The sequence below is a fragment of the Mesorhizobium sp. WSM3859 genome (genome assembly GCF_002295065.1).
In the GTDB taxonomy this organism is placed as follows: Bacteria; Pseudomonadota; Alphaproteobacteria; order Rhizobiales; family Rhizobiaceae; genus Mesorhizobium.
In genome coordinates this window covers 21,955-43,534 of sequence record NZ_NSGG01000016.1, presented here as the reverse complement: position 1 = coordinate 43,534, position 21,580 = coordinate 21,955, and the positions used below count along the sequence as shown (strand labels likewise).

At 59.7% G+C, this 21,580-nt stretch carries 17 protein-coding genes, 2 pseudogenes and 1 riboswitch; of the genes and pseudogenes, 8 read left to right on the top strand and 11 right to left on the bottom strand.

Annotated features, from left to right (window positions below; all coding sequences use genetic code 11):
- Window positions 1–74 precede the first annotated feature (74 nt).
- The 5 genes and pseudogenes from CK230_RS26775 (at window position 75) to metE (ending at window position 7,791) form a co-directional block, all read left to right on the top strand.
- Window positions 75–1,307, top strand: coding sequence for a cytochrome P450 (locus tag CK230_RS26775; protein WP_095795969.1), 1,233 nt, complete (start codon window positions 75–77; stop codon window positions 1,305–1,307).
- A 305-nt stretch (window positions 1,308–1,612) separates the two neighbouring features.
- Window positions 1,613–3,088 (top strand): NAD-dependent succinate-semialdehyde dehydrogenase, encoded by a 1,476-nt coding sequence (locus CK230_RS26770; RefSeq protein WP_095795970.1) that lies wholly within the window; start codon window positions 1,613–1,615, stop codon window positions 3,086–3,088.
- A gap of 504 nt (window positions 3,089–3,592) precedes the next feature.
- A complete protein-coding gene (locus CK230_RS26765; protein ID WP_095795971.1) occupies window positions 3,593–4,366 on the top strand; it encodes an HAD-IIA family hydrolase in 774 nt (257 codons plus the stop codon).
- Window positions 4,367–4,851: 485 nt separating this feature from the next.
- Window positions 4,852–5,045: pseudogene (locus CK230_RS26760) on the top strand (hypothetical protein); the annotation flags it as partial.
- Window positions 5,046–5,146: 101 nt separating this feature from the next.
- Window positions 5,147–5,347, top strand: a riboswitch (cobalamin riboswitch).
- 89 nt (window positions 5,348–5,436) lie between these two features.
- Entirely contained in the window at window positions 5,437–7,791 is a 2,355-nt protein-coding gene (metE, locus tag CK230_RS26755) for a 5-methyltetrahydropteroyltriglutamate--homocysteine S-methyltransferase (RefSeq protein ID WP_095795972.1), read from the top strand.
- A gap of 701 nt (window positions 7,792–8,492) precedes the next feature.
- Here metE and CK230_RS26750 read toward each other — a convergent pair.
- Window positions 8,493–8,741, bottom strand: a complete 249-nt coding sequence (locus CK230_RS26750) for a DUF982 domain-containing protein (RefSeq protein ID WP_095780965.1) — start codon at window positions 8,739–8,741, stop codon at window positions 8,493–8,495.
- 272 nt (window positions 8,742–9,013) lie between these two features.
- Window positions 9,014–9,316 (bottom strand): DUF982 domain-containing protein, encoded by a 303-nt coding sequence (locus CK230_RS26740; RefSeq protein WP_095780963.1) that lies wholly within the window; start codon window positions 9,314–9,316, stop codon window positions 9,014–9,016.
- A 246-nt stretch (window positions 9,317–9,562) separates the two neighbouring features.
- Here CK230_RS26740 and CK230_RS26735 point away from each other — a divergent pair, with 246 nt between their 5' ends.
- On the top strand, window positions 9,563–10,027 hold the full coding sequence (locus tag CK230_RS26735; protein ID WP_095780962.1) for a MucR family transcriptional regulator: 465 nt from the start codon (window positions 9,563–9,565) through the stop codon (window positions 10,025–10,027).
- A gap of 1,217 nt (window positions 10,028–11,244) precedes the next feature.
- Here the strand turns inward: CK230_RS26735 and CK230_RS26725 are convergent.
- From CK230_RS26725 to glyA, 3 genes are all read right to left on the bottom strand, one after another.
- Window positions 11,245–12,237 (bottom strand): adenosine kinase, encoded by a 993-nt coding sequence (locus tag CK230_RS26725; protein ID WP_095795974.1) that lies wholly within the window; start codon window positions 12,235–12,237, stop codon window positions 11,245–11,247.
- 102 nt (window positions 12,238–12,339) lie between these two features.
- Window positions 12,340–13,515, bottom strand: coding sequence for a methionine adenosyltransferase (gene metK, locus CK230_RS26720; RefSeq protein WP_095795975.1), 1,176 nt, complete (start codon window positions 13,513–13,515; stop codon window positions 12,340–12,342).
- 53 nt (window positions 13,516–13,568) lie between these two features.
- A complete protein-coding gene (gene glyA, locus CK230_RS26715; RefSeq protein ID WP_095795976.1) occupies window positions 13,569–14,906 on the bottom strand; it encodes a serine hydroxymethyltransferase in 1,338 nt (445 codons plus the stop codon).
- A 679-nt stretch (window positions 14,907–15,585) separates the two neighbouring features.
- Between glyA and CK230_RS32730 the strand changes: the two are divergent.
- Window positions 15,586–15,839: pseudogene (locus tag CK230_RS32730) on the top strand (transposase); the annotation flags it as partial.
- Window positions 15,840–16,208: 369 nt separating this feature from the next.
- Here the strand turns inward: CK230_RS32730 and CK230_RS26700 are convergent.
- The gene (locus tag CK230_RS26700; protein WP_010913773.1) at window positions 16,209–16,418 is read right to left on the bottom strand and encodes a helix-turn-helix transcriptional regulator; all 210 of its coding nucleotides are present in this window, start codon (window positions 16,416–16,418) and stop codon (window positions 16,209–16,211) included.
- Window positions 16,419–16,544: 126 nt separating this feature from the next.
- On the opposite strand from CK230_RS26700, the gene CK230_RS26695 reads away from it, so the two are divergent.
- Window positions 16,545–16,796, top strand: coding sequence for a DUF2285 domain-containing protein (locus tag CK230_RS26695; RefSeq protein WP_095796004.1), 252 nt, complete (start codon window positions 16,545–16,547; stop codon window positions 16,794–16,796).
- 30 nt (window positions 16,797–16,826) lie between these two features.
- Here CK230_RS26695 and CK230_RS26690 read toward each other — a convergent pair whose 3' ends face one another.
- From CK230_RS26690 to CK230_RS26670, 5 genes are all read right to left on the bottom strand, one after another.
- Window positions 16,827–17,312 (bottom strand): DUF2285 domain-containing protein, encoded by a 486-nt coding sequence (locus CK230_RS26690; protein WP_245330167.1) that lies wholly within the window; start codon window positions 17,310–17,312, stop codon window positions 16,827–16,829.
- Window positions 17,313–17,376: 64 nt separating this feature from the next.
- Window positions 17,377–17,628, bottom strand: coding sequence for a DUF6499 domain-containing protein (locus CK230_RS26685; protein ID WP_095795979.1), 252 nt, complete (start codon window positions 17,626–17,628; stop codon window positions 17,377–17,379).
- A gap of 18 nt (window positions 17,629–17,646) precedes the next feature.
- Window positions 17,647–18,144 carry an acyl-homoserine-lactone synthase gene (locus tag CK230_RS26680; RefSeq protein WP_245330168.1) on the bottom strand — a complete coding sequence of 166 codons (498 nt, stop codon included), beginning with the start codon at window positions 18,142–18,144 and terminating at the stop codon, window positions 17,647–17,649.
- Window positions 18,145–18,196: 52 nt separating this feature from the next.
- Window positions 18,197–18,922, bottom strand: a complete 726-nt coding sequence (locus tag CK230_RS26675; RefSeq protein ID WP_095795980.1) for a LuxR family transcriptional regulator — start codon at window positions 18,920–18,922, stop codon at window positions 18,197–18,199.
- A 644-nt stretch (window positions 18,923–19,566) separates the two neighbouring features.
- A complete protein-coding gene (locus CK230_RS26670; protein ID WP_095795981.1) occupies window positions 19,567–20,973 on the bottom strand; it encodes an aminotransferase in 1,407 nt (468 codons plus the stop codon).
- Between the last annotated feature and the right edge of the window lie 607 nt (window positions 20,974–21,580).

Below are 21,580 nucleotides of genomic sequence, written 5' to 3'. Positions count from 1 at the left end.
CATTTTCCAAGTCCGCGCCCGGATCATCCGTGCCGAGAAGTGGGACCGCGATGGGTCTTAAGGGAGTTGTTGGCATGCGCGTAGAAAACGATCATTGCGACGTGATCGGTGTGCCGGCCGCTCCCACGCAACTTGATGATCTGTCTTCTGCGATTCTGCAGCAGAGGGGGGTGGCGCGGGTGTCGCTGCCTGGCGGTGTGGTGACCTGGGCGGCAGGCCGTCACCAGACGCTCAGGCGGATGCTTTCCGACCAGCGTTTCAACAAGGACTGGCGACAGTGGCGGGCGCTGCAGGACGGCGAGATTCCCGAGGATCATCCGCTGATCGGGATGTGCAAAGTGGACAACATGGCCACGGCGCACGGCGCCGATCACCGGCGCTTGCGCGGCCTGCTGTCCAGCAGCTTCGCGCCCAGTCGTATCGCCTTGCTGGCGCCACGGATCGAACAACGCGTCGATCACCTCCTGGCCGAGATGGCGCAGCGCGGCGGCAGTGCCGATCTGATGTGCGAGTTCGCTGTTCCGCTGCCCACCAACGTGATCGCCGAACTATTCGGTTTACCGGACGAACAGCGTGAAGAGATCGTCGCGCTCACCTACAGCCTGGCCAGCACCTCCGCCACAGCCGAAGAGGTGCGACAGACCCGGCAGCGCATCCCGGAGTTCTTCCGTCGTCTGATCGCGCTCAAGCGGCGCCGGCTCGGCGACGATCTGGCTTCGGCGCTGATCCTCGCACGCGACAATGGCGAGCTCGTTTCCGACACCGAGCTCATCGACATGCTGTTCATGGTGCTCTCTGCAGGCTTCGTGACTGTCGCCGGCGTCATCGGCAATGGCATGCTGGCATTGCTGACGCATCCGCAGCAACTGCACCTGGTGCGCAGCGGCCAAGTTCCGTGGTCACAGGCGATCGAGGAGATTCTGCGCTGGGGCAGCTCAGCGGCCAATCTGCCATTCCGCTATGCCACCCAGGACGTGGAGATCGACGGATGCATGGTGCGCCGCGGCGACGCCGTGCTGATGGCGTTACATGCGGCGAACCGGGACGAAAGGGCCTTCGGTCCGGGCGCCGACAAGTTCGATGTCACCCGGCGGCACAACCCGCACCTGTCGTTCGGCGAGGGGCCCCATTCGTGCCTGGGCGCTGCGCTGACGCGCCTGGAATTGGGCTGCGCCTTCCCCGCGCTGTTTGGGCGGCTGGAGGATCTGGCGCTGACAATCGCCGCGGAGGACGTTGTGTACATGCCGTCTTACGTCATTCGCTGCCCGCAGAGCCTGCCGGTCACCTTCCGCCCTTCCATGCCCTAGAGAATGCTGCATTCACCCCGGATTGACTGATTCTGAGTGGAAGGCTCGACCAGTTGTTCCGCGACTTGCCTGAGAAGCAGGCGCTCGGCGCGGCACCTGATGTCATCCCGAAGCTCGGGTGGTAAACGTTGTCGCACACGCCCTGCCCCAAACTTCGCTCCAGCTGGCTTTTCCCGGTATCGGACGCAGCGACCCGAATTCTCTACCAGCCGTATGGTCGAGGCCCTATAAGGAACCCGCAGGTGCGGAGTACAAACCGGGGCCTGCCGACGTACAACTCCGCTGCTTTTTAAAGGAATCCGGTATTGCCCCTGTGCCTGCCGATGATCCGTCACTTGAAATCCCCTGACCTGTTTGAGGCCATAGATCGCCTGCCAGCGCTCGGCACGCCGGTTAGCGATCAGGTATTCGAGGTCCGCAACCCATCGAGCGGCGAAGTGCTGGCAGAACTACCCGATATGGGCGTGGAGGAGGCACGCGCTGCGATCGACAAGGCCTACACGGCGCAGCCTAGATGGGCTGCGCTGACCGCCCGAGAACGCAGCGACGTTTTGTGGCGATGGCATGAACTGATCATTGACCAGGCCGATGATCTTGCCGCGATACTCACTGCAGAGATGGGCAAGCCGTTTGCCGAAGCCAAGTCGGAGGTTTCGCATGCGGCCGCGTATCTGCAATGGTACGCCGAAGAAGCCAATCGCATCTATGGCGAGACGATCCCCGCACCATCGATTGACCGTCGCATGATGGTGATCAAGCAGCCGATCGGTGTCGTCGGCACGATTACGCCGTGGAATTTCCCAGCGTCGATGGTGGCGCGCAAGATCTCGCCGGCCCTGGCGGCGGGCTGCGCGATTGTGCTTAAACCCGCTGAACAGACGCCGCTCGTGGCAGGCGCAATGTTCGCCCTCGCGCAGCAAGCCGGCTTTCCCGACGGCGTCATCAACCTGGTCTATGCGTCCGAAGGTGATGCCGTTGGACGCGAACTCTGCTCCAATCCCAAGGTGCGAAAGATCAGCTTTACGGGCTCGACCGAGGTTGGCCGGCTGCTCATGCGCCAGTGCTCGGACCAGATCAAGAAGGTCAGCCTCGAGCTCGGCGGCAATGCCCCTTTCATTGTCTTTGATGACGCCGATATCGACGCTGCGGTTGACGGCGCGATCCAGGCGAAATTCCGCAACGCCGGCCAGACTTGCGTTTCGGCGAACCGTCTTTACGTCCAATCGACAGTTCACGACGAGTTCGTCGAGAAGTTCGTGGAGAAAGTCCGGCACTTGTCGGTTGGCGACGGCTTCGCTGCCGGAGTGGATATCGGACCTCTCATCGACAGGCATGCTTTGGCCAAGATCGAGTCGCACATCGCAGATGCCGTTGCCAAGGGTGGGATTATTCGATGCGGGGCCGAACGTATCGGCAGGGTTGGCACCTTCTTCAGACCCACAGTCCTCACCGAAATTTCCAGCATCATGGCTGTTGCGCAAGAGGAGACTTTCGGGCCGCTGGCGCCGATCATTCGCTTCGAAGGTGCGGATCAGGTTGTGCGTGAGGCGAACGACACGATCTACGGCCTCGCCGCCTATTTCTATGCCTCGAACCTCAAGCGTGTCTGGCGCGTTGCCGAGGCATTGGAATACGGCATGGTTGGCATCAACACGGGGCGTATGTCTTCGGAAGCGGCGCCCTTTGGCGGCATGAAGCAGTCGGGCATCGGGCGGGAGGGTTCCCGCCACGGGCTCGAAGACTACCTCGAAATGAAATACCTCTGCATGGGCGGCATCTGATATCTATCTGGATGGACACCTCGGGCAGCGCAGACTCAACCAAAGGGATGATTCGGGCGCTTGGCAACCCTGTTGCGGATGGCTTCGGGCCGTTTCCGTACCCCCCCGGCGCGCGCGCCTTAAGTATGCATTAGACGTCCAGCTACGTTGAACCCCCTCTAAAGCGACGAGGCAAGGTGCCACCAGCGGACGGTAGGTTGCTCACCTATCCAAGCGCGGCACGTGTCGCCAGGCCAGTGTCTGCTGGAACTAAGAACGCGATTGCCCATCAGGTGCGCTGAGACAGCGAATATAGTCAACCTGACGGTGCAGGGCGTCCGCACGGCGAATTGGCGCCACCGAAACGTTTACGCCGCAACCTCCTTATCGCCGCACGGCCAACTGAGCGCCCTTCGCGCATCGCTCTGAATCGGTACAGTCGCCGGCATTCTCGCCTGGAGAAGATTCAGTGACACAAGACGTGCCCAGGCCGTGCATCCACGAAAGACATTGAGGGTTGATCCAATGATTACAGCGCATCTGCTCGACATGGACGGGGTCCTGGTCCGGGGCGGCCAGCCGATTTCTGGCTCGGTCGGCTATGTCGCCGGGCTAGTCGCCAGAGGTGAGCCGTTTCAGATCTTCACCAATAACTCGCGGTTCACGCCCGAAGATCATGCCGAGCGTCTAAGAGCGGTTGGCTTCGCCGTGCAGCCAGAGCACATCTACACATCAGCGCTCGCCACCGCGCGGTTCATGGCACTGCAAAAGCACGGATCAACTGCCTATGTCATCGGCGACCACGGTCTGGTCGAGGCCCTGCGGCAGGCAGGCTGCCGAATAACGGAGTTTGCCCCCGAATTCGTGGTCCTGGGAGATACCATTTCGTACCATTACGAGCAGATCGCAACTGGCGCCGAGCTTGTGGCGAAGGGCGCGCGTTTTCTCGCCACCAATCCGGATGCGACTGGCCCGACCGAGCGGGGCTCCCATCCGGCGTGCGGGGCTGCCGCAGCACTAATCGAGAAGGCCACCGGCCGTCAGCCTTATTTCGTCGGGAAGCCGAACCCGTTCATGATGCGCGGCGCGCTCGACCGGCTGGGAGTACGAGCTGTCGATACCATCATGGTCGGGGACCGCATGGATACCGACGTGCTCGCAGGGCTGGAATCGGGCCTGAGAACTGCCCTTGTGCTTACTGGGGTGACCAAACTGGCTGACATAGAGCGGTATCCATTCAGACCGGACTACGTGGTCGAGTGCCTTGCCGATCTGGGCCAGATCATAGTGAACCAATAAGCCGAACGCACCCGTACACGAAGACCGAACGCTCCTCTACGTTCCGCATGCCGCCGTCAACCTGGGCAATGATCGGGAGGAACAGCCGGCCCGCATCCAGAAAAGAAGTGATAAGCGTGACAACTTAGTCGAAGTACACCCATGTGGGGCAAGAGCAAGTTCATTCGTGAGCTTCACTGCTTTAGTTCTGCGCGTTCCAGCGATCGCACCGGAGTTGATCCGGTGATTACCGTGTGCGCCCGTTGTCGGATCCTCGACGATGTCCGCGATGTAACACAACGCTTCCAGAGCGATTGCATTGTTCCGAAACGATTTTCCCAGTTGGCACGACAGATACAGTCCTGTGCGCAAGAGCACTGCGACGCCGCCGACCCGAGAAGACCCCACCTGATGATCACGCTGTTCCAACATGCGGGCACCGCCTCCAATACTGAGCGCCGATCAGACGGAAGCCATCGCGCTTTCATTTCTCTGGTTGTCCGGACATGACCGAATTCGATTTCGGGCCAACTGTGAATGCACCCGACGATGACCCCCATCTTTGGCTTGAAGATGTGGAAGGCGAATGGGCACTTGCGTTGACGGCCGGCCAGTCGGAAAACACCCTGAAGCACTTCGGTGGACGCAGTTCGAGCGCGACGGGGCGGCGCTGACAGCGATTTTCGACCGACCCGACCGTCGTATGCGGCTTTGGACGAAAGAGACCGATCAAAGCAACGCGTATTCGCATAATCACATAAACATCTCGTTATATGGTATTGACAAGGAGCGAGGCGGCTGTGATTGTGCGCATGTCATGGTTCTCCGCGCGGCACTGCCGTAGCGGAGCTAAGAGGGAAGCCGGTGCGATGCCGGCGCTGCCCCCGCAACTGTTAGCGGCGAGCCAAGCCCATTGATGTCACTGAGGCGAACGGCCTCGGGAAGACGGGCAGAGGCTTTGACCCGCGAGCCAGGAGACCTGCCACGACGAACAACGTCCACGGGCGGGGTGTCTGGTGGTCGCGGTAGCTCGGCTTCGTGCCGCCTACTCGCGCGTTCCTTGTCCCCCGCCCCAACCATCGGGGTATGGCATGACTATCTCTCAACGAATTCCTGTAGCAACGCTCGGCGTGCCGCGTATCGGTCGACGGCGGGAACTGAAATTCGCGCTTGAAAACTACTGGTCCGGAAAATCTCCCGCTGCCGACTTGCTCGCGACGGCGAAGACGCTGCGTGCCGCTAGCTGGAGGGAGCAGCACGATCGCGGCGTGTCGAAAATCCCGTCCAACGATTTCTCACTTTATGACCATGTGCTCGACACCGTCGCCATGGTCGGCGCCGTGCCGCCACGATACGCCTGGACTGGCGGCGAGGTCCCACTCGATATCTATTTCGCTATGGCGCGCGGCAACCAAGGTCAGGCCGCGGATTGTGGACATGCCGGTGACGAGCATGCGGCCAATGGGCATGGCCTTGCCGCGATGGAAATGACCAAATGGTTCGACACCAACTACCACTACATTGTGCCGGAACTCACGGACGATCAGAGCTTTGCCCTCTCGTCGGCGAAACCGGTCGATCATTTCCTCGAGGCCAAGGCGCTCGGCATCCACACTCGCCCGGTCCTGCTTGGACCGGTTACCTTTCTCAAGTTGGCGAAGTCGCCTGAGGAAGGTTTCAACCCTATCGCGCTCCTGCCACGGCTGCTGCCCGTCTACGAGGAGCTCCTGCAGAGGCTAAAGCTCGCGGGAGCCGATTGGGTGCAGATCGATGAGCCGGCGCTCGTGCTCGATCTGATTCCCAACGAACGGGATGCGCTCCAATTCGCCTACTCCCGGCTGTCGAAAGCAGCACCCGAGTTGAAGATCATGGTCGCTACCTATTTCGGATCGCTGGGAGACAATCTCGAGACCGCAATTTCTCTGCCCGTGGCGGGACTGCACGTGGATCTCGTGCGCGCTCCAGAGCAGTTGGAGGCCGTCGGCCGGCTCGCGCAGAAGGAGCTTGTGCTCTCGCTCGGGCTGATCGACGGCCGCAACGTCTGGCGCGCGAACCTGCCTGCCATATTTGACGGTATCAAGCCGATTGTCGCCGGTTGGCCGCTGCAGCGGGTGGAGATTGCCCCGTCCTGCTCGATGCTGCATGTGCCGATCGACCTCGACATGGAGACGGCACTCGATGCGGATGTGAGGTCGTGGCTCGCCTTCGCAGCGCAAAAGACCGACGAGCTGGTCGTGCTCGCCCGTGCCCTGACCGAAGGCCGGGACGCAGTCGCCGCCGAACTGGAGGCGTCGGCTGAGGCTGCCGCCGTTCGCGCGACATCCGCGAAGGTGCATGATCCGCTCGTCGAAGGCAGGCTCGCCAGCATCAAGGTCGGCATGACGCGCCGGAAGAGCGCATTTGCCGTCCGCTCCAAGCTTCAGGCCGACGCGTTTGGCTTGCCCTCCTTCCCCACCACGACGATCGGCTCCTTCCCGCAAACAGCCGAGATTCGCAAGGCGCGGGCAGCTCATGCCAAAGGCCAGCTGAGTTACATCGACTATGAAGCGTTCCTGAAGAAAGAGATAAAAGCCGCCGTTCGCTGGCAAGAAGAGATCGGACTCGACGTGCTGGTCCACGGCGAATTCGAGCGCAACGATATGGTGCAGTATTTCGCCGAGCAGCTCTGCGGCTTCGCCTTCACGCAACACGGGTGGGTGCAGAGCTATGGCTCGCGTTTTGTGCGACCCCCGATCATAATTGGAGATGTGTCGCGACAAAATCCGATGACACTACATTGGTGGCGATACGCCCAGTCGCTAACGCTGAAGTCGGTGAAGGGCATGCTTACCGGCCCGGTGACGATCCTCAACTGGTCCTTCGTCCGAGACGACCTTCCGCGCTCAGCCGTCTGCCGCCAGGTCGCGCTCGCCATTCGCGATGAAGTGAGCGACCTTGAAAAGGCCGGCGCCAAGATGATCCAGATCGACGAAGCCGCACTGCGCGAGGGCTTGCCGCTGCGCCAGGCCGACTGGGAGGCCTATCTCGACTGGGCCGTCGAATGCTTCCGGCTGGCTTCAACGGCCGTCGAGGATGCGACCCAGATCCACACCCATATGTGCTACTCTGAGTTCGGCGACATCGTGGACGCGATTGCCGCAATGGATGCCGATGTGATCTCCATTGAAACGTCTCGCTCGCAGATGGAACTGCTCGATACGCTTCGAACCTTCAAGTATCCGAACGATATCGGTCCTGGCGTCTATGACATTCACTCGCCGCGGGTCCCGGAAGTGGGCGAAATTTCCAACCTCATTATGCTTGCGCGCGATCGATTGTTGGACCGCCAACTGTGGGTGAATCCCGACTGCGGCCTCAAAACGCGCAGATGGGAGGAGGTCCGCCCTGCCCTGGTGAACATGGTGGCTGCGGCACGCGCAATTCGGGAAAAAGCGCAGACGGCGTAGGGCTCGGTGACACTCGCCGGGGATGAGCGGCGACGCTGCACCCCGTGCGAAGTAGGTTGAGTCTATCCGGCTCACCCAAAGAAATCGAGCTGCCGGTGACGAAGCGCCTCGGCAACCTTGGCCTGGCCGAGGCCTTTGTTATGGAGCGTCGAAGTCAGCTGTTCCAAAGGTCGGCGTTGGTGGCGATCGAAGGAGGCGGGCCCTCAAATGAGCCGGCCAGAAACGAGACGGCTGACCGCAAGCCAGTTTCGGATTATTCCGGATTGGGATCATCCAGTATCACTATCATCTTTCCGATGTTGATCGCCGAAACCTCCACTCCCGATCATCGGCGACCATCGGGAGAGGCGTCGCGGAGCGTGTTCCGGGAAACCGGATGCAGCGCTAAGCTGGGGAACGTTCAAACAGCACTTCTGGAGACTATTGAGGCGGCATCGCGCTCTGCCATCTGCAGCGGGCCAACTCCCGCGCAATGGCCCGTCTGCCTCTGTCTCCAACCACGACCGCCGCAGCCGAGCCGAGCGGCCGGTGCTGGCTGGCGGACCCCCTGTGTTTTGATGGTGAAGGTCCGGCGCCGGACCAGGAAAGCCATCGCGGAAAGCGCCGGGTTGGCTTGCTCCTGGCGATGCCGGCAGCGGTGTTCGAACCGTGCCAAGCAGCGATGCGCAAATGGGCGAAATTCATGAGCGGGGTCATAAATCTCAATCGTTGCGTAGAATGCGTGCTTCGAGCGCGGCTGCGACGAAAGCTCGTCGAGCGGCTGGCGCATGGGTCTTACCGCGTAACACCTGCAGACAGATGTCCATCGCTATTCTGCGTTTATCGGTCTCATGATGCAGATCCCGCAGCAAGATAGCGGCCGCGTCGTTGACGTCGAACACGATACGCTCTGAGCTGCGGCGGCTGACCTGAACAACGACTGGCCTCTCAAATCTGATCAACCCGGTCATCCCCCCTCCTCCACAGCCACTTGCGGCAAACTGCCCGGGTCGTATTTGTTTACTCGGTCGAACGCGACCGCTGCACCTGCGCCGCCGAACCTGGCCATCGGCGGGCAAGCGATCGCCATGGGGCGCGTCTGGCCATGGTCAGCTTGCGTGCGATCTGCGGTTTTGCAGTCGGTGGTGAGGAGCTGCTTCTCATTCGCGTGGTCTAGCCATGAAACCTGGACAATAGTGCACTGTTTGACGCGCCTTGCCAGTCCCAAACATATCGTCGAAGTCTACACCTGCACTTTTCCACTGCCCGATCTGCAGGCGGCAATCCACTGCATCGCCGAGGTTGGATCTTCCAATATGGCGACCCGCTTCGCAAAGCCGAAAAAGGCATTGCGCGCCGTGCTTACCGGCTTGCGCCCATCGTATGCATCGTAGCATGCCCTCAGGGCGGCTTCGTGGATCACGTCTCTGCGTTCTTCCGGCCATTCATTGAGAAAATCGATCGCATCCGCAAGGCCGGCAATCTCTTGGACGATGTGCGTTGCGCGCTTCACGAAAAGGGGGTTGCTGAAAGCCTTAGCGTGCATTCGTTTCTCCCAACTATCCGAATAACCAATTTGCGTGAAGAGGCGCCGCATCGACGCGGCCCAACCATGGCACAGCGGTGTTGTCAGGACGATGACGGTTGAAGAGGAATGTCCTGCGACTGCGGCCGGGTCTGTAGCGATCCGCCAACAGATCGTGCAATGGCTTGGTTGCCATCAAACGCCATCGTCACTATTAAGCTATGAATTGATTCTCCACCGCCTAGTCTAAGCCCGCAGGAGCTTTTCATGACCGAAGAAACTGAGACGAAAGCTGACAACCTCATCGAACTCACCGCCCATGTCGTCTCAGCCTATGTTTCGAACAATCCGGTTCCCGTCGGTGAACTGCCTGGGCTTATCGGCCAGATCCACATCGCATTGAAAGGCAGTGCCGGTGGTGCCGCACCAGAAAAGTCGGAACCTCTCAACCCTGCCGTACCGATCAGAAAATCGGTTACACCCGACTACATTGTCAGCCTTGAGGACGGTAAGAAGTTCAAGTCGCTCAAACGTCACCTGGCTACACACTATGGCCTTACCCCCGCCGAATATCGCGCCAAATGGGGGCTGCCGGCGGACTATCCCATGGTGGCACCGAACTACGCTGCCGCGCGCTCGGCATTGGCCAAGACCATGGGCCTGGGCCGCAAACCGAAGGAACCAGGTGCGCCGGCCCCTGCCAAGCGCGCCCGTAAGAAAGCCGCAGCCTGACCGCACTTTTCAAGGATCGACTAAGCGGATGCGGCATGATTTCGCACTTGCGAGATACAATTTGTGCATTGCAATATCCGCGGCTATCGATATGATCATGTTGTCGGCCATCTACTCCTCCCAGATGTGGTGCCGACGCTGAATGGGGCGCACCTCCTCCCGTGTCTCATTCGAAATCGAGCCCGCTGCCACCTCCTCCCGGCAGCGGGCTTTTTCTTTGTCTGAGCCGCGATTTCGGTCTTGGACCAACGCATTGGCGCTAAGCGAGGCGGATGCTCCGAACCTCCGGGCCGCCTTTCTTGCCCTGCCCGCATTGGACAAACAGCTTCTGCCCTTCATCAGCATGCTTAGTCCTGATCGGGTTGGCACGTGGCAGGAACGAAGATGTCCTTCTCACCGTTTCAGGAGCAAGGAAGCCGAAGCCCTTTTTGCGGATTGTACCACTTGACCGTGCCCTCGCTCTCCAATTGGGCACTCGTCCGGCGGCGGGCTCTCTAGCGCTACGCGTATGTAGCTGAGTTTCGCGGTCTGATTACAGACCTCCAGCACCTGAGAGACCTGGTGACCTCTTGGACTTTCTTCCGCCGTGAACTTGAGACGCCTTCCCTCGGAAACACCGCGGCTCCCGGCCGCCCGCAGCACCCGGATGTGCCTCGATGCCCTCCGGCAATTTGACAAAGCCAAAACCCTTGCTGGTCTTGAACAAGATCACGTCGGCGTCGACAGCGGGTGCGGTTACGGTCGACGAACGCAGAAAGTAGCTTGGCTCGGAAGACCGTTCCGCAAAAGAAACCGTGTCATCGTCATGGCGATGCTGGCGTGGCTCACGATGGTCCTATGATTGCCCATCATCGTCCAACTGTCTTAAACAGCGCACTGCGCTCCCGGCAGGATGATCTCAATCGGGCGGGCGATGCGTTCATGTCAATTCAGGAGTCGGCCTCTTCCCCGCTGTATCGCACGGCCGACCTGTTGGCTCACGAGGTCGACCACGGCGGGTGAGCAAGATATGCGATAGGTCGAGCTGCTGATCGGAACGCTTCCCCATATCGCATGGCAGAAGGTTCGCACTGGAGGGCGACACCATCACCCTTTCCGATCGTGGCATGCCGGAGCTGCTTCTCACGCGGATGCGCATCCGACATCTCGATTTACGCGCATCGCCCCGCACGGTCCGCAGGAGGGGAGACGGGGCCGCCCGTCGTTGAATAGCCCGGCTAGATCGACCCCGCCTGCTCGGCCTCACGGCGCAGATTCTGGCGCGGGCGTGGGCCGATCTGCTGGATCACCAGCCCCGCGGCCAGCGAGCCGAGGTCGCCGCAATCCTTGAGGCTGCGTCCGCTCGTGTAGCCGAAAAGGAAGCCGGCGGCATAGAGATCGCCGGCTCCAGTCGTATCGAGCAGTTCCTTGATCTTCGTCGCCTCGATGGTGACGGTCTCATCGCCGCGCACGATGACCGAACCTTTCTCGGAACGGGTGACGGCGGCTATTCTGCAATCCTTGCGGATGGCGGCGAGCGCCTCCTCGAAGGAAGCGGTCTGGTAGAGCGACTTGATCTCGTGGCTGTTGGCAAAGACGATGTCGACGGTGCCCGAACGCATCAGCTCGAGGAACTCGTCGCGATATCGGTCGACGCAAAAGGAATCCGACAACGTCATCGACACTTCGCGGCCCGCCGCATGAGCCAGCTTGGCCGTCTGGCGGATGGCTTCCTTGGCGCGCGGCGGATCCCACAGATAACCCTCGAAATAGGTTACCTTGGCCCCGGCCGCCTTGTCTGGCTCGACATCCTCCGGTCCGAGCTCGACGCAGGCGCCGAGATAGGTGTTCATCGAGCGCTCGCCGTCCGGCGTGACGAAGATCATCGAGCGAGCCGTCGGCGGCTCGCCTTGCAGTGGCTTGGTGTCGAAGGCCACGCCCTGGGCGCGGATATCATGGCTGTAGATGTCGCCCAACGCGTCGTTGGACACCTTGCCGAAGAAGGCGGCCCGTCCGCCGAAGCTCGCCACGCCCGCCGCCGTGTTGCCGGCGCTGCCGCCGGAAGCCTCGATCGCCGGTCCCATGCGGCTGTAAAGCAGTTCGGCGCGCTTGGCGTCGATGAGGTTCATCGCGCCCTTGATGATGCCGTTGGTCTCGAGAAAAGCCTCGTCGCACTGCGCGATGATGTCGACAATGGCATTGCCGATGCAAAGCACGTCATATTCCGGCATCAAAATCTCCGCCAACGGAACCACCTGGCTATCTGGCATGCCGGGCGCGCGCGGGTCTAACGAGTTGAAATGGATTGCAGCATTCGCTTGATCCAACGGCCCTCACGCAGCTGCCGGTCCTGCTTCACGCAGCAAGTCGTCGGCTCTGTCCGTCTTTTCCCAGGTGAACTCAGGCTCTTCACGGCCGAAGTGCCCGTATGTCGCGGTCTTGCGGTATATCGGGCGTAAGAGATCAAGCATCTTGATGATGCCTTTCGGTCGGAGATCGAAAAGCTCAAGAACAAGGCGCTCTATCTTTTTTTCCTCAATCCTTGCGGTTCCGAATGTGTTGACCATGACAGAAACCGGACTGGCCACGCCGATCGCGTAAGCAAGCTGAACCTCGCAGACCTCTGCAAGGCCGCTGGCAACGATGTTCTTTGCGACGTACCGCGCCGCATAGGCGGCCGAGCGGTCAACCTTGGATGGGTCCTTGCCCGAAAAGGCGCCGCCGCCGTGACGCCCCGTTCCACCGTAGGAATCGACGATGATCTTGCGCCCAGTGAGGCCGCAGTCGCCGGCGGGCCCGCCGATCACGAACCGCCCTGTTGGGTTGACCAGAAATCTGATCCCAGAAGTATCAAGGTGGGTCGGCAGGACCGGTTTTATGATCTCCTCAATGACGCCATCGCGGACTGTATCTTGGGAGACCGCCTCGTCATGCTGCGTTGACAGGACTATGGTGTCCAGCGCCACCGGGCGAAGACCCTCGTAGCGTACGGAGACTTGAGATTTCACATCCGGACGCAGCCAGCCAAGCTGTCCCGTTTTTCGGACCTCTGCCTGTCTTTTCGTCAAATGGTGAGCGAGTTGGATCGGCAAGGGCATCAATGTATCCGTCTCATTGCATGCGAATCCAAACATGAGGCCCTGATCCCCCGCGCCCTGCTCGAGATCCTGCCCTCGTCCTTCGTCAACACCCTGGCTTATGTCGGGCGACTGCTCGGTGAGAGCCAGAACGACGGCGCAACGTCGACCATCAAAGCCAATGGCATCGTCGTCATAGCCAATGTCGAGGATCGTATCGCGAGCAACTTGAGTGTAATCGATCTGGGCATGGCTGGTGATCTCGCCAGCCAGAACGACCATCCCTGTCTTCACCAACGCTTCACAGGCGACGCGCGCCTTCGGATCGGTGCGGAGGACCGCATCGAGGATGGCATCGGAGATGTTATCTGCCATCTTGTCGGGGTGTCCCGCGCCGACGGATTCGGAAGAGAACACGAACTGCCTGGTCATATGCCCTCGCTTCAGGTGTTGGAGTTAGGTGGGGAGTTTCCGAACTGGGTGGCTTACCGGTCGCTGATGCCCGGGACGTCGAACGCAGCGCAGAAGTCGGCAACGTCCCTTCGTACGCTCGCATGAACATCCTGGTCATCGGGCTCGCGGCAGACGGAGTCGATGAAAGCGGCGATCTGCACCATTTCCCCCTCGCGCATGCCCATGGACGTCACCGCTGGCGTCCCTAAGCGGATGCCGCTTGTGAGCGCCGGATGCCGCCGGTCACCCGGCACCATATTAAAGTTCGTAATGATGCCTGCCCTTGCCAGGCGCTCGGCATAGGCTTTGCCTGACAGCGGCCGGTTCCTAAGATCAAGGATCAGCATGTGATTGTCAGTGCCCCCGGTGACGAGTTCATAACCTCGCTCCAGAAGCGCCTGGGCCAGAGCCTTGGCGTTGTTGACGATCTGCTGACCGTAGATACGAAAGGACGGGTTCGCTGCCTCCTGCAAAGCGACGGCAAGCGCGGCGATAGTATTCATATGCGGTCCGCCTTGCAGGAGAGGGAACACGGCGCGGTCAATGCGTTTGGCCAGATTGTGTTTGCTCTTCGGATGATAGAGTGGCTGATAACGGTCTTCATTCCTTGACAAAATAAACCCACCGCGGGGGCCGCGGATCGACTTGTGAGACGTGCTGGTGACCACATCGCAATGGGGCACGGGGTTCGGATGCACTCCTGCGACAACCAGGCCGCTGATATGGGCGACGTCGGCCACGAGATAGGCGTTCGCCTCCGAAGCAATTTCGGCCATTGCCGCGTAGTCAAAAATACGCGGATAAGCAGTTCCGCCGACCCAAATTAGCTTCGGGCGTTCCCGCCTGGCTGTCTCGCGCAATTGGTCATAGTCAATTTGCTGCGTCTTTTCGTGCAGCCTGTATGGAACTCGCTGATAATCGGTGCCGGAGAAGTTGACTGCCCAACCGTGCGTCAGATGGCCGCCTTCGGGTAAAGGCAAGCCCATGACTTTGTCTCCGGGAATCAAAAGCGCGCGATAGACTGCCTGATTGGCCGGAGAGCCGGAATATGGCTGCACGTTAGCGTGTTCACAGCCGAATAGCGCCTTTAAACGCTCGATAGCGACGTTTTCAAGCTCATCGACGATCTCGTTTCCGGCGTAGTAGCGCGCACCGGGGTATCCCTCGGCATACTTGTTAGTGAAAATCGACCCGGTCGCTTCCAACACTGCCGAGGAGGCAAAGTTCTCGGAGGCGATAAGTTTGAGGGTTGTCCGCTCCTGGCGCTCCTGTCTTAGAAGCAGTTCATGAACGCGGTAATCGACGTGGACCAAGGAAGACCGTCCGAAAGTGTCGGGCTGCGCGATGGCACCCTGGGCGCAGTTGCTCATGGTAATTCGCGCTCCAGTTGGATGGATCTATTCCCCATCAAACAGGCGGTCCCCTTGGACCGCCCGTCTTGTACCGCCTCGAGCCGCTCCAGGTCCCGCTTGTGATACCCATCGTCGTGGGGGAGTAGATCGACCAAGAATTGGACCAACCCTCCGTCCTTGCCCCCTGCATTGAGATGATATGAGGACCAAGGACGTTGTCCGTTGCCGCAAAGAAAGTCGGCTCTGGCTAGCAGCCGGACGTGTCGTGCAACGCGCTCGCGACGAAGATCGAGAATTTCCGCTAGCTCGCAGACAGTCAGGTCGGCATGCGCGCAAAGGCCCAGGATCCGAAGGCGATCAAGATGTGCTGCTGTCATTAGGCGATCGACAAGCATCAACATTGGTCAGCACGACGCCAAATAGAAGAACCAAACCCTTGTCCTGCTGGCTTTGTCATTTCGCACACTTCGCAAATGCTGTTCGGTGGTGGAACATAAAACGACACCAGATTTCTGCCGCCACTGAAGTCGAAATTTGTGGTGAGACTACCATTGACAGCGAATTGCATTTGCAAAGATTCCATGAATTTCCTCGCAGTATCTGTTGCAATGCCTACACAAGAACGCAACGAACTTGGGAGGTACTGGTAAGACGGCAAGGCTGGCGAATTACCTTTTCCCAGGCGGCAGAGCTACACTGCATGGTGCACCTCATCCGCCATTTAAGATTTCGTGTCACGGAAGGATCGCAAAACCGTCGTGCCGACTCCCAGCGCCATTTGGCGAGGCGCGGACGCCAAACCCGGCATGAAGGCTCTAGAGGATTCGAAGCAGGCGACTCGGCCGGCATATCCGGCGATCACTCAGAGCTGGCGGCGCGACTGGCAGCACGTCGTGCCTCTTCGCCTATCCAAGTGCGCGCAGCATCATTTACACGACGGATGCGGTTGAAATGTGCCGCGGCGCGTCGGCGTCATTCCAAATAGCGCTTAATCGTCTTCAGTCCGGATCGATGTGGCGGACACGGAGGGCTTGTGCCAGTTCATAATGCGTGACGATGGTTGGGTTCCTTTTGCCCTTCTCCGACCGTTGATTTTACTGCAGGCTGAAGCCGGAATCTCGGCAAGCTGCTCCTGCCTCAAGCCGGTCTTCTCCCTTGTCCTCGCGCATTTCGTCCAAACAGCAGCGCTGTTGGTGACGCAAGTTGCGCCATGGGAGCACGCGGATGGCGGCTCGAAGAAAGCGGGCTCAGTTCACTGGCGGCCGGCTGCGCGCCATCAAGCTTGATTTTGGAAATCCGGGATGGGCCGGATCGCGTTTGTTACTGCGGCCTAATCAACTCACAAGGATCAACGTCAAGCGCTTTTGCGAGCTGGCCAAGCACACTGACGCTTGCGGAAACCCGAGCACGCTCGATCGAGCCCACATAGCGCATGCTCAGCTCTGCGCGGGCAGCCAATTCTTCCTGCGTCAGGTCCTGATCATGGCGCAAACGACGCATGTTGATCGCCATGACCTCCTTGAGGTCCATGGGAAGAAGGGACCAGAACCGGAACTATCGTTCTAGGAACGATCGTTCCTATTCGATATGATTAGTCCAACGAGCAGATGTCTTGCCCCTCAAGATAACGACAAACCCGAACCGCAGGAGGTCGCGATGAAACCCAAAGTTCAAGACGAAGTCCCGTGGTCGGACCGTCTGACCGCTTACGACAACGAGCACTTCACGATCTATATGAGGCTCCTGGACGCCTGCGCCGACGATGCCAGCGAAGACGAGATGGCGCAGCTCGTCCTCGGCATCGATCCGATGCGAGAACCTGAGCGCGCCCGAATGGCGGTTCGCAGCCATCTCGATCGGGCAAACTGGATGGTTACGACTGGATACAAAGAACTGTTCGCGCGCTGACCGCCTCCAGGTGAGCTATACAAATCACTTTCAGGCGAGGAAATCCTGATAGCCACGATCCATGAGCACGTGACCGCGCCGGACGGCACGGCGAATGCGATCGCGAAGGTGGTTGCGCGGATCCGTCCAGTCGGCCTGGACGCGTTGCCGGCCCAACAGGGCCCTTGCGATTTCACGGTGCGATGCACCGGCTAGCGAGCCGTCAAGGGCCTGGAGGACAAAGCGCAGACGGCTGGCGCGCGCTTCGGGCGGAAATAGCCTGTCGGGAAATTGTCCAGTCGCGTGAAGAGCATTGAGGCATTCGAACGCATTCAACTGCTGTCTCATCCGATCGGCGGGCCAGATCGCGTCGACGGAAAGCCGAACGGGGCGCAAGACGTCCGCGCCCTCGACAACAAGTTGTAAATCCCGGTGAGCATTTCGCAGCATGACATGCTGGCGACCGTCCGCCGTGATCACGAGTGCCGCCCGACATGGCATTGCAGCGAGATCAAACGAAAGCGTTTCGGGCGACAATGCCTTTTCTGCAATGACCGGCAGGACATGCGGGCATTGGCGGGAGCACCAGAACACATTCGCATCAGGCCTCAACGAGCTTGCGAAACAGGAGCCCCCACCGCGTCAGATCGAGCGACGATCTCACCACGTCTATGTCGAAGCGCCTTTCTGCAAATTCTGCGTGCTCAAGCGCGTGCCTCAAGTCACGCTGGCAGGCCGGATTGCGCCGAAGGAATTCCCAGGCCCAGCCGCGTTGGGTCAGGTAGCGCGTATAGCGATAGGATTTCTCATCCTGCCAGTCCGGCCAGTCGGCGTCATTGCCAATCATAATCATATCAGGCCCCCGTGCAGATCACCGGTGCCACAGCACAGGACTGCCATTGTGGCGGACCGCAGCAAGGCTCTCCTCTGAGACATCCAAAAAGCCGGCAAAGGCGCGCGTGGTACCGATTGTCTGGGGCGGACCGATCCGGGCGAGCGGCCATCCGGCGCGACGCAGGAATAGCTCTGTGGGCAAATCCGTAACCGGGTGTCGTTCTTCCTTCCAACAGCGTCGAAAAGACGTCTGGAGCATCGTCGGCCTCGTCGAGGACAGAGGGCGTACGCCGCCCCCGACGGGACCGGCGAAACCGCGCAACACGAGATAGTGGGGTTTCACGGCCTCGAATGAATCGATCTCGAAGCCGCCGGTAGTGCACACCTTCCAGCCGAGCCGCTCCTTCAAGACGCGCAAGCGCAGCCGATGCAGTTCGTGAAGTTCGTCGAAGGCGCAGTACCAGCCGGGCGCAATAGGCTCAATCATGATGGTCTTCTCGCAGGTATGACCCTGCCATTGGAGGCGAACCATCATGCCGCGACTGCCTGTGCATTTGCACAGGTAGATCAAGGAGGGATTCTGTTCCTCAGAGGATTGATGATCTTGAGGAGGCCAGCAGCGTCACCGCCTGATTTTTGGTTCGCACGCCGAGCTTCTTCTTGGCATTGTCCAGATGGAAAGCGGCCGTGCGCTCCTTGATGCCCAAGATGCAGCCGATCTCCCAGGCGGACTTGCCCTTTGCCGTCCATTCCAGGCATTCGTACTCACGTGGCGTCAGCGAAACACCATCCACCGTCAGACCACCGGAAAGCTTGCGGCGAACGCCAATGTGAAAGCACATCGCCATAATCTCGAGCGCCTGCTCATATTGCTCGGTTACGCGCAGGAATGTCGGATCGAGCCTGCCTGCCGCGAAGGTCATCGCAGCGACACCGCCGCGGCGATCGACAAGTGGAATCGTCAGTCCGCAGCAGATGCCGAATTCGGAAGCCTCATCGAAAAGCTGTTGCTGTCGCGCTGAAATGCCGGCATAGCCGAATCCCGGTCCCCACTGAAAGGGACATTCGCTGCATCGTGCCCATTCTATGACCGGGTCGATCCTTTCATATTGTTGGCGCATGTAGTGCGACGTCCAGCCGGAATGATAGTTCGATATCAGCCTGGGTTCTGTGACGCGATCAGACACCAGAGACAGATAGGCGAATGCGGGAATGTCGAAGGCGCCGGCGGCGCTGGCGAGTGCGTTATGGAAGTCGACTTCATCAACGCTTAAAGACAACTGATCCAGCAAAGTTTCGAAGACGAGCTGCATTTTGTCCTGCGGCTGTTTCAATTAAACCTAGGAGTTAGCAAGCTACGGCGAGAAGACTTGCCCCCGAGATTCGACGCTGGAGAAAGTTCACCGCGATGACTACTCTCCGGGCCTTGGATCATATGAAAGGAGTGCACGCGACCTCGACGCCGGCTGCCCTAAACCGCGGGTCCGAAGCTGCGATTGTGGGCGGTTGCCATGGTGAATAGAAATATTGAAGCTCGATGTGCATCCGGATTTGCAGATGACCTCCTTCTCGAACTGTCGATTGCGGACGCGCTACAATCACGCAGATCCATCGGGTCAGAAAAGGCGCCCCGCCGGCGGGGAGGTACACCGGCAGGGCGCGCCGCACAAAAGCCCCGGTCGTTGGGCAACAGGACAGCGGCGGCAGAACTGATTTGGTTACCGCTTGATCGAAGTCTGAAGCATGCTTAGAATCTGACGGCTTCAAGTTTAGCAGTTTCGGTCGGTTCGGCGTGAAATGCGCAGTCAGTCCCTTCTTCACCAATGGGACGTCAATGGGCGACCAGTCCTAATGCGAGGGTGACGTCTGGTCCCGGGGAAAGTTCATCCCAGGGAGCACCAAGTTGGTTACCCGGGACGGCGTCAAACCGGGGGCTCGCATTCCGTTGGCGCTCCGTTCATATCGCATTCTCGGCCTTCAGCGCGCGATAGGTCGTCTCGATCGATTTCGCGGTTGCGTCCACGATTATGTCGATCTCCTTCCGGGTGATGATCAAAGGCGGGGCAAAGCCGAGGATATCGCCGTGTGGCATGGCGCGGCCGATGACACCGTTCTCGAACAGAGCAGCGGCTGCGCGAACGCCGACCTGAAGATCGGATGCAAACGGTATCCTCTGCTTTGGATCTCGCATCAGCTCTACGGCAGAGAGGATTCCGACACCACGAACCTCGCCGACCATGGGGTGTCCCGCCAGTTCGGCATTCATGCGCGCATGCCAATACGGTCCGACATCGCGCACATGCTCCAGAATATTTCTTTCCTTCAGGAGTCGAATATTGGCGAGCGCGGCCGCAGCGCAAAGCGTGTGACCCGAATATGTCCAGCCATGGCCGAGGGCGCCGTGCTTCTCTGTTCCTTGTTCCAAGACCGACCAGACGCGGTCTCCAATGATTGATCCGGAGATGGGCAGGTAGGCCGAACTCAAACCCTTGGCAATGGTCACGAAGTCCGGCCGCATGCCATAGAGGTGAGAACCGAACTTCTCACCGGTTCGTCCAAACCCGCAGACCACTTCGTCGGCGATGAGGAGGATATCGTATTTGTCGAGCACGCCTTGGATAGCGGTCCAATATCCTTTTGGGGGCGGAACGATGCCGCCTGTCCCAAGCACCGGCTCTCCGATAAACGCTGCAACGGTCTCCGGGCCTTCAGCGAGGATAAGGGCTTCAAGTTCGTCCGCGCAGCGTTTCGAGAACGCTTGCTCACTTTCGCCGTCATACGCTTGGCGATAGTGGTGCGGCGTCGTGGTATGGCGGACCAAGTCCAGCGGCAGGTCGAAGAAATTATGGAAAAAGGCAAGGCCCGTCAGGCTACCGGTGACCAGCCCAGACCCGTGATAGCCTCGATGTCGCGAGATGATCTTCTTCTTTTCAGGGCGGCCTAGAATGTTGTTGTAGTACCAGACCAGCTTGATGTTGGTTTCGTTGGCGTCGGAGCCCGAAAGGCCGAAAAAGACCCTTTGCATGTTCTGGCCAAAATACTCGACCACTGCCTCTGCCAAGAGGGCGACTGGCTCTGTTCCTTGACTTGCATAGACATGGGCGAACGGCAATTCGTGTGCTTGCCTGGCAATGGCCTCGGCAATTTCCGTGCAGCCATATCCTATATTGACGCAGTAGAGCCCACCGAAACCGTCGAGGCTCTTTCGACCTTCGGTATCCCAGATGTACACGCCTTCCGCACCGGCCATGATCCGATTTGGGGTCTCCCCTCGGCTGTGCTTGGCCAGATGCGTAGATGGATGAAAGACGAAGCTTCGATCCTTCTCTCTGAGTTGCTCGGTTCCCAGATTGCTCAACCGCATAGTCCCTCTCCTCGCGATGGATTGGCGAAGGGCACTCGGCCCGCCGCCTCCTTAGACAATTAGCATACCGCAAACGCCTCTCCAGTTTCGCGGGAATGCACGTCATTCCCCGACGAATTCGCGGAATCGCGATGAAAAGCCGTGCAAACCCAGCCCTCGGCGTTACCGTCGCCTTAGCGCGGACATGGGATCGGTGAATTGAAGACCATAGGTTTGGTCACGCGAAGGCTGGTCGGGATTTGCTGACGGACGCGTTCATTCACGAGCTCAGCGAAACTGGCCCTTATTGCATGCGGGCGCTGCCGGGTTCTGTTCGCGCGGGCGTGTCAGCGAAAGGTACCGCATATGGTTGGGAGATGGTGGTACGAGATGCGCCGTCCGTAGGCCGCCGTGCTGGAGACCAGCAGAAACTGCCGGATGGGGCCCCTCGTGTCGTCGGAATAGGTTCGGCAATATGTGAAAGCGAACAAGTACGACGACCGAGACGCCGAGTCGGCGACGCCACCACGATGCGCTTCGTGCCGGTCAAAGCAATAAGTCGGGTGGCGGAGCGGACGGCACTGTTCAGCAATCCACGCGCCGTTTTGCGAGTTTGCAAGCTCTGGGC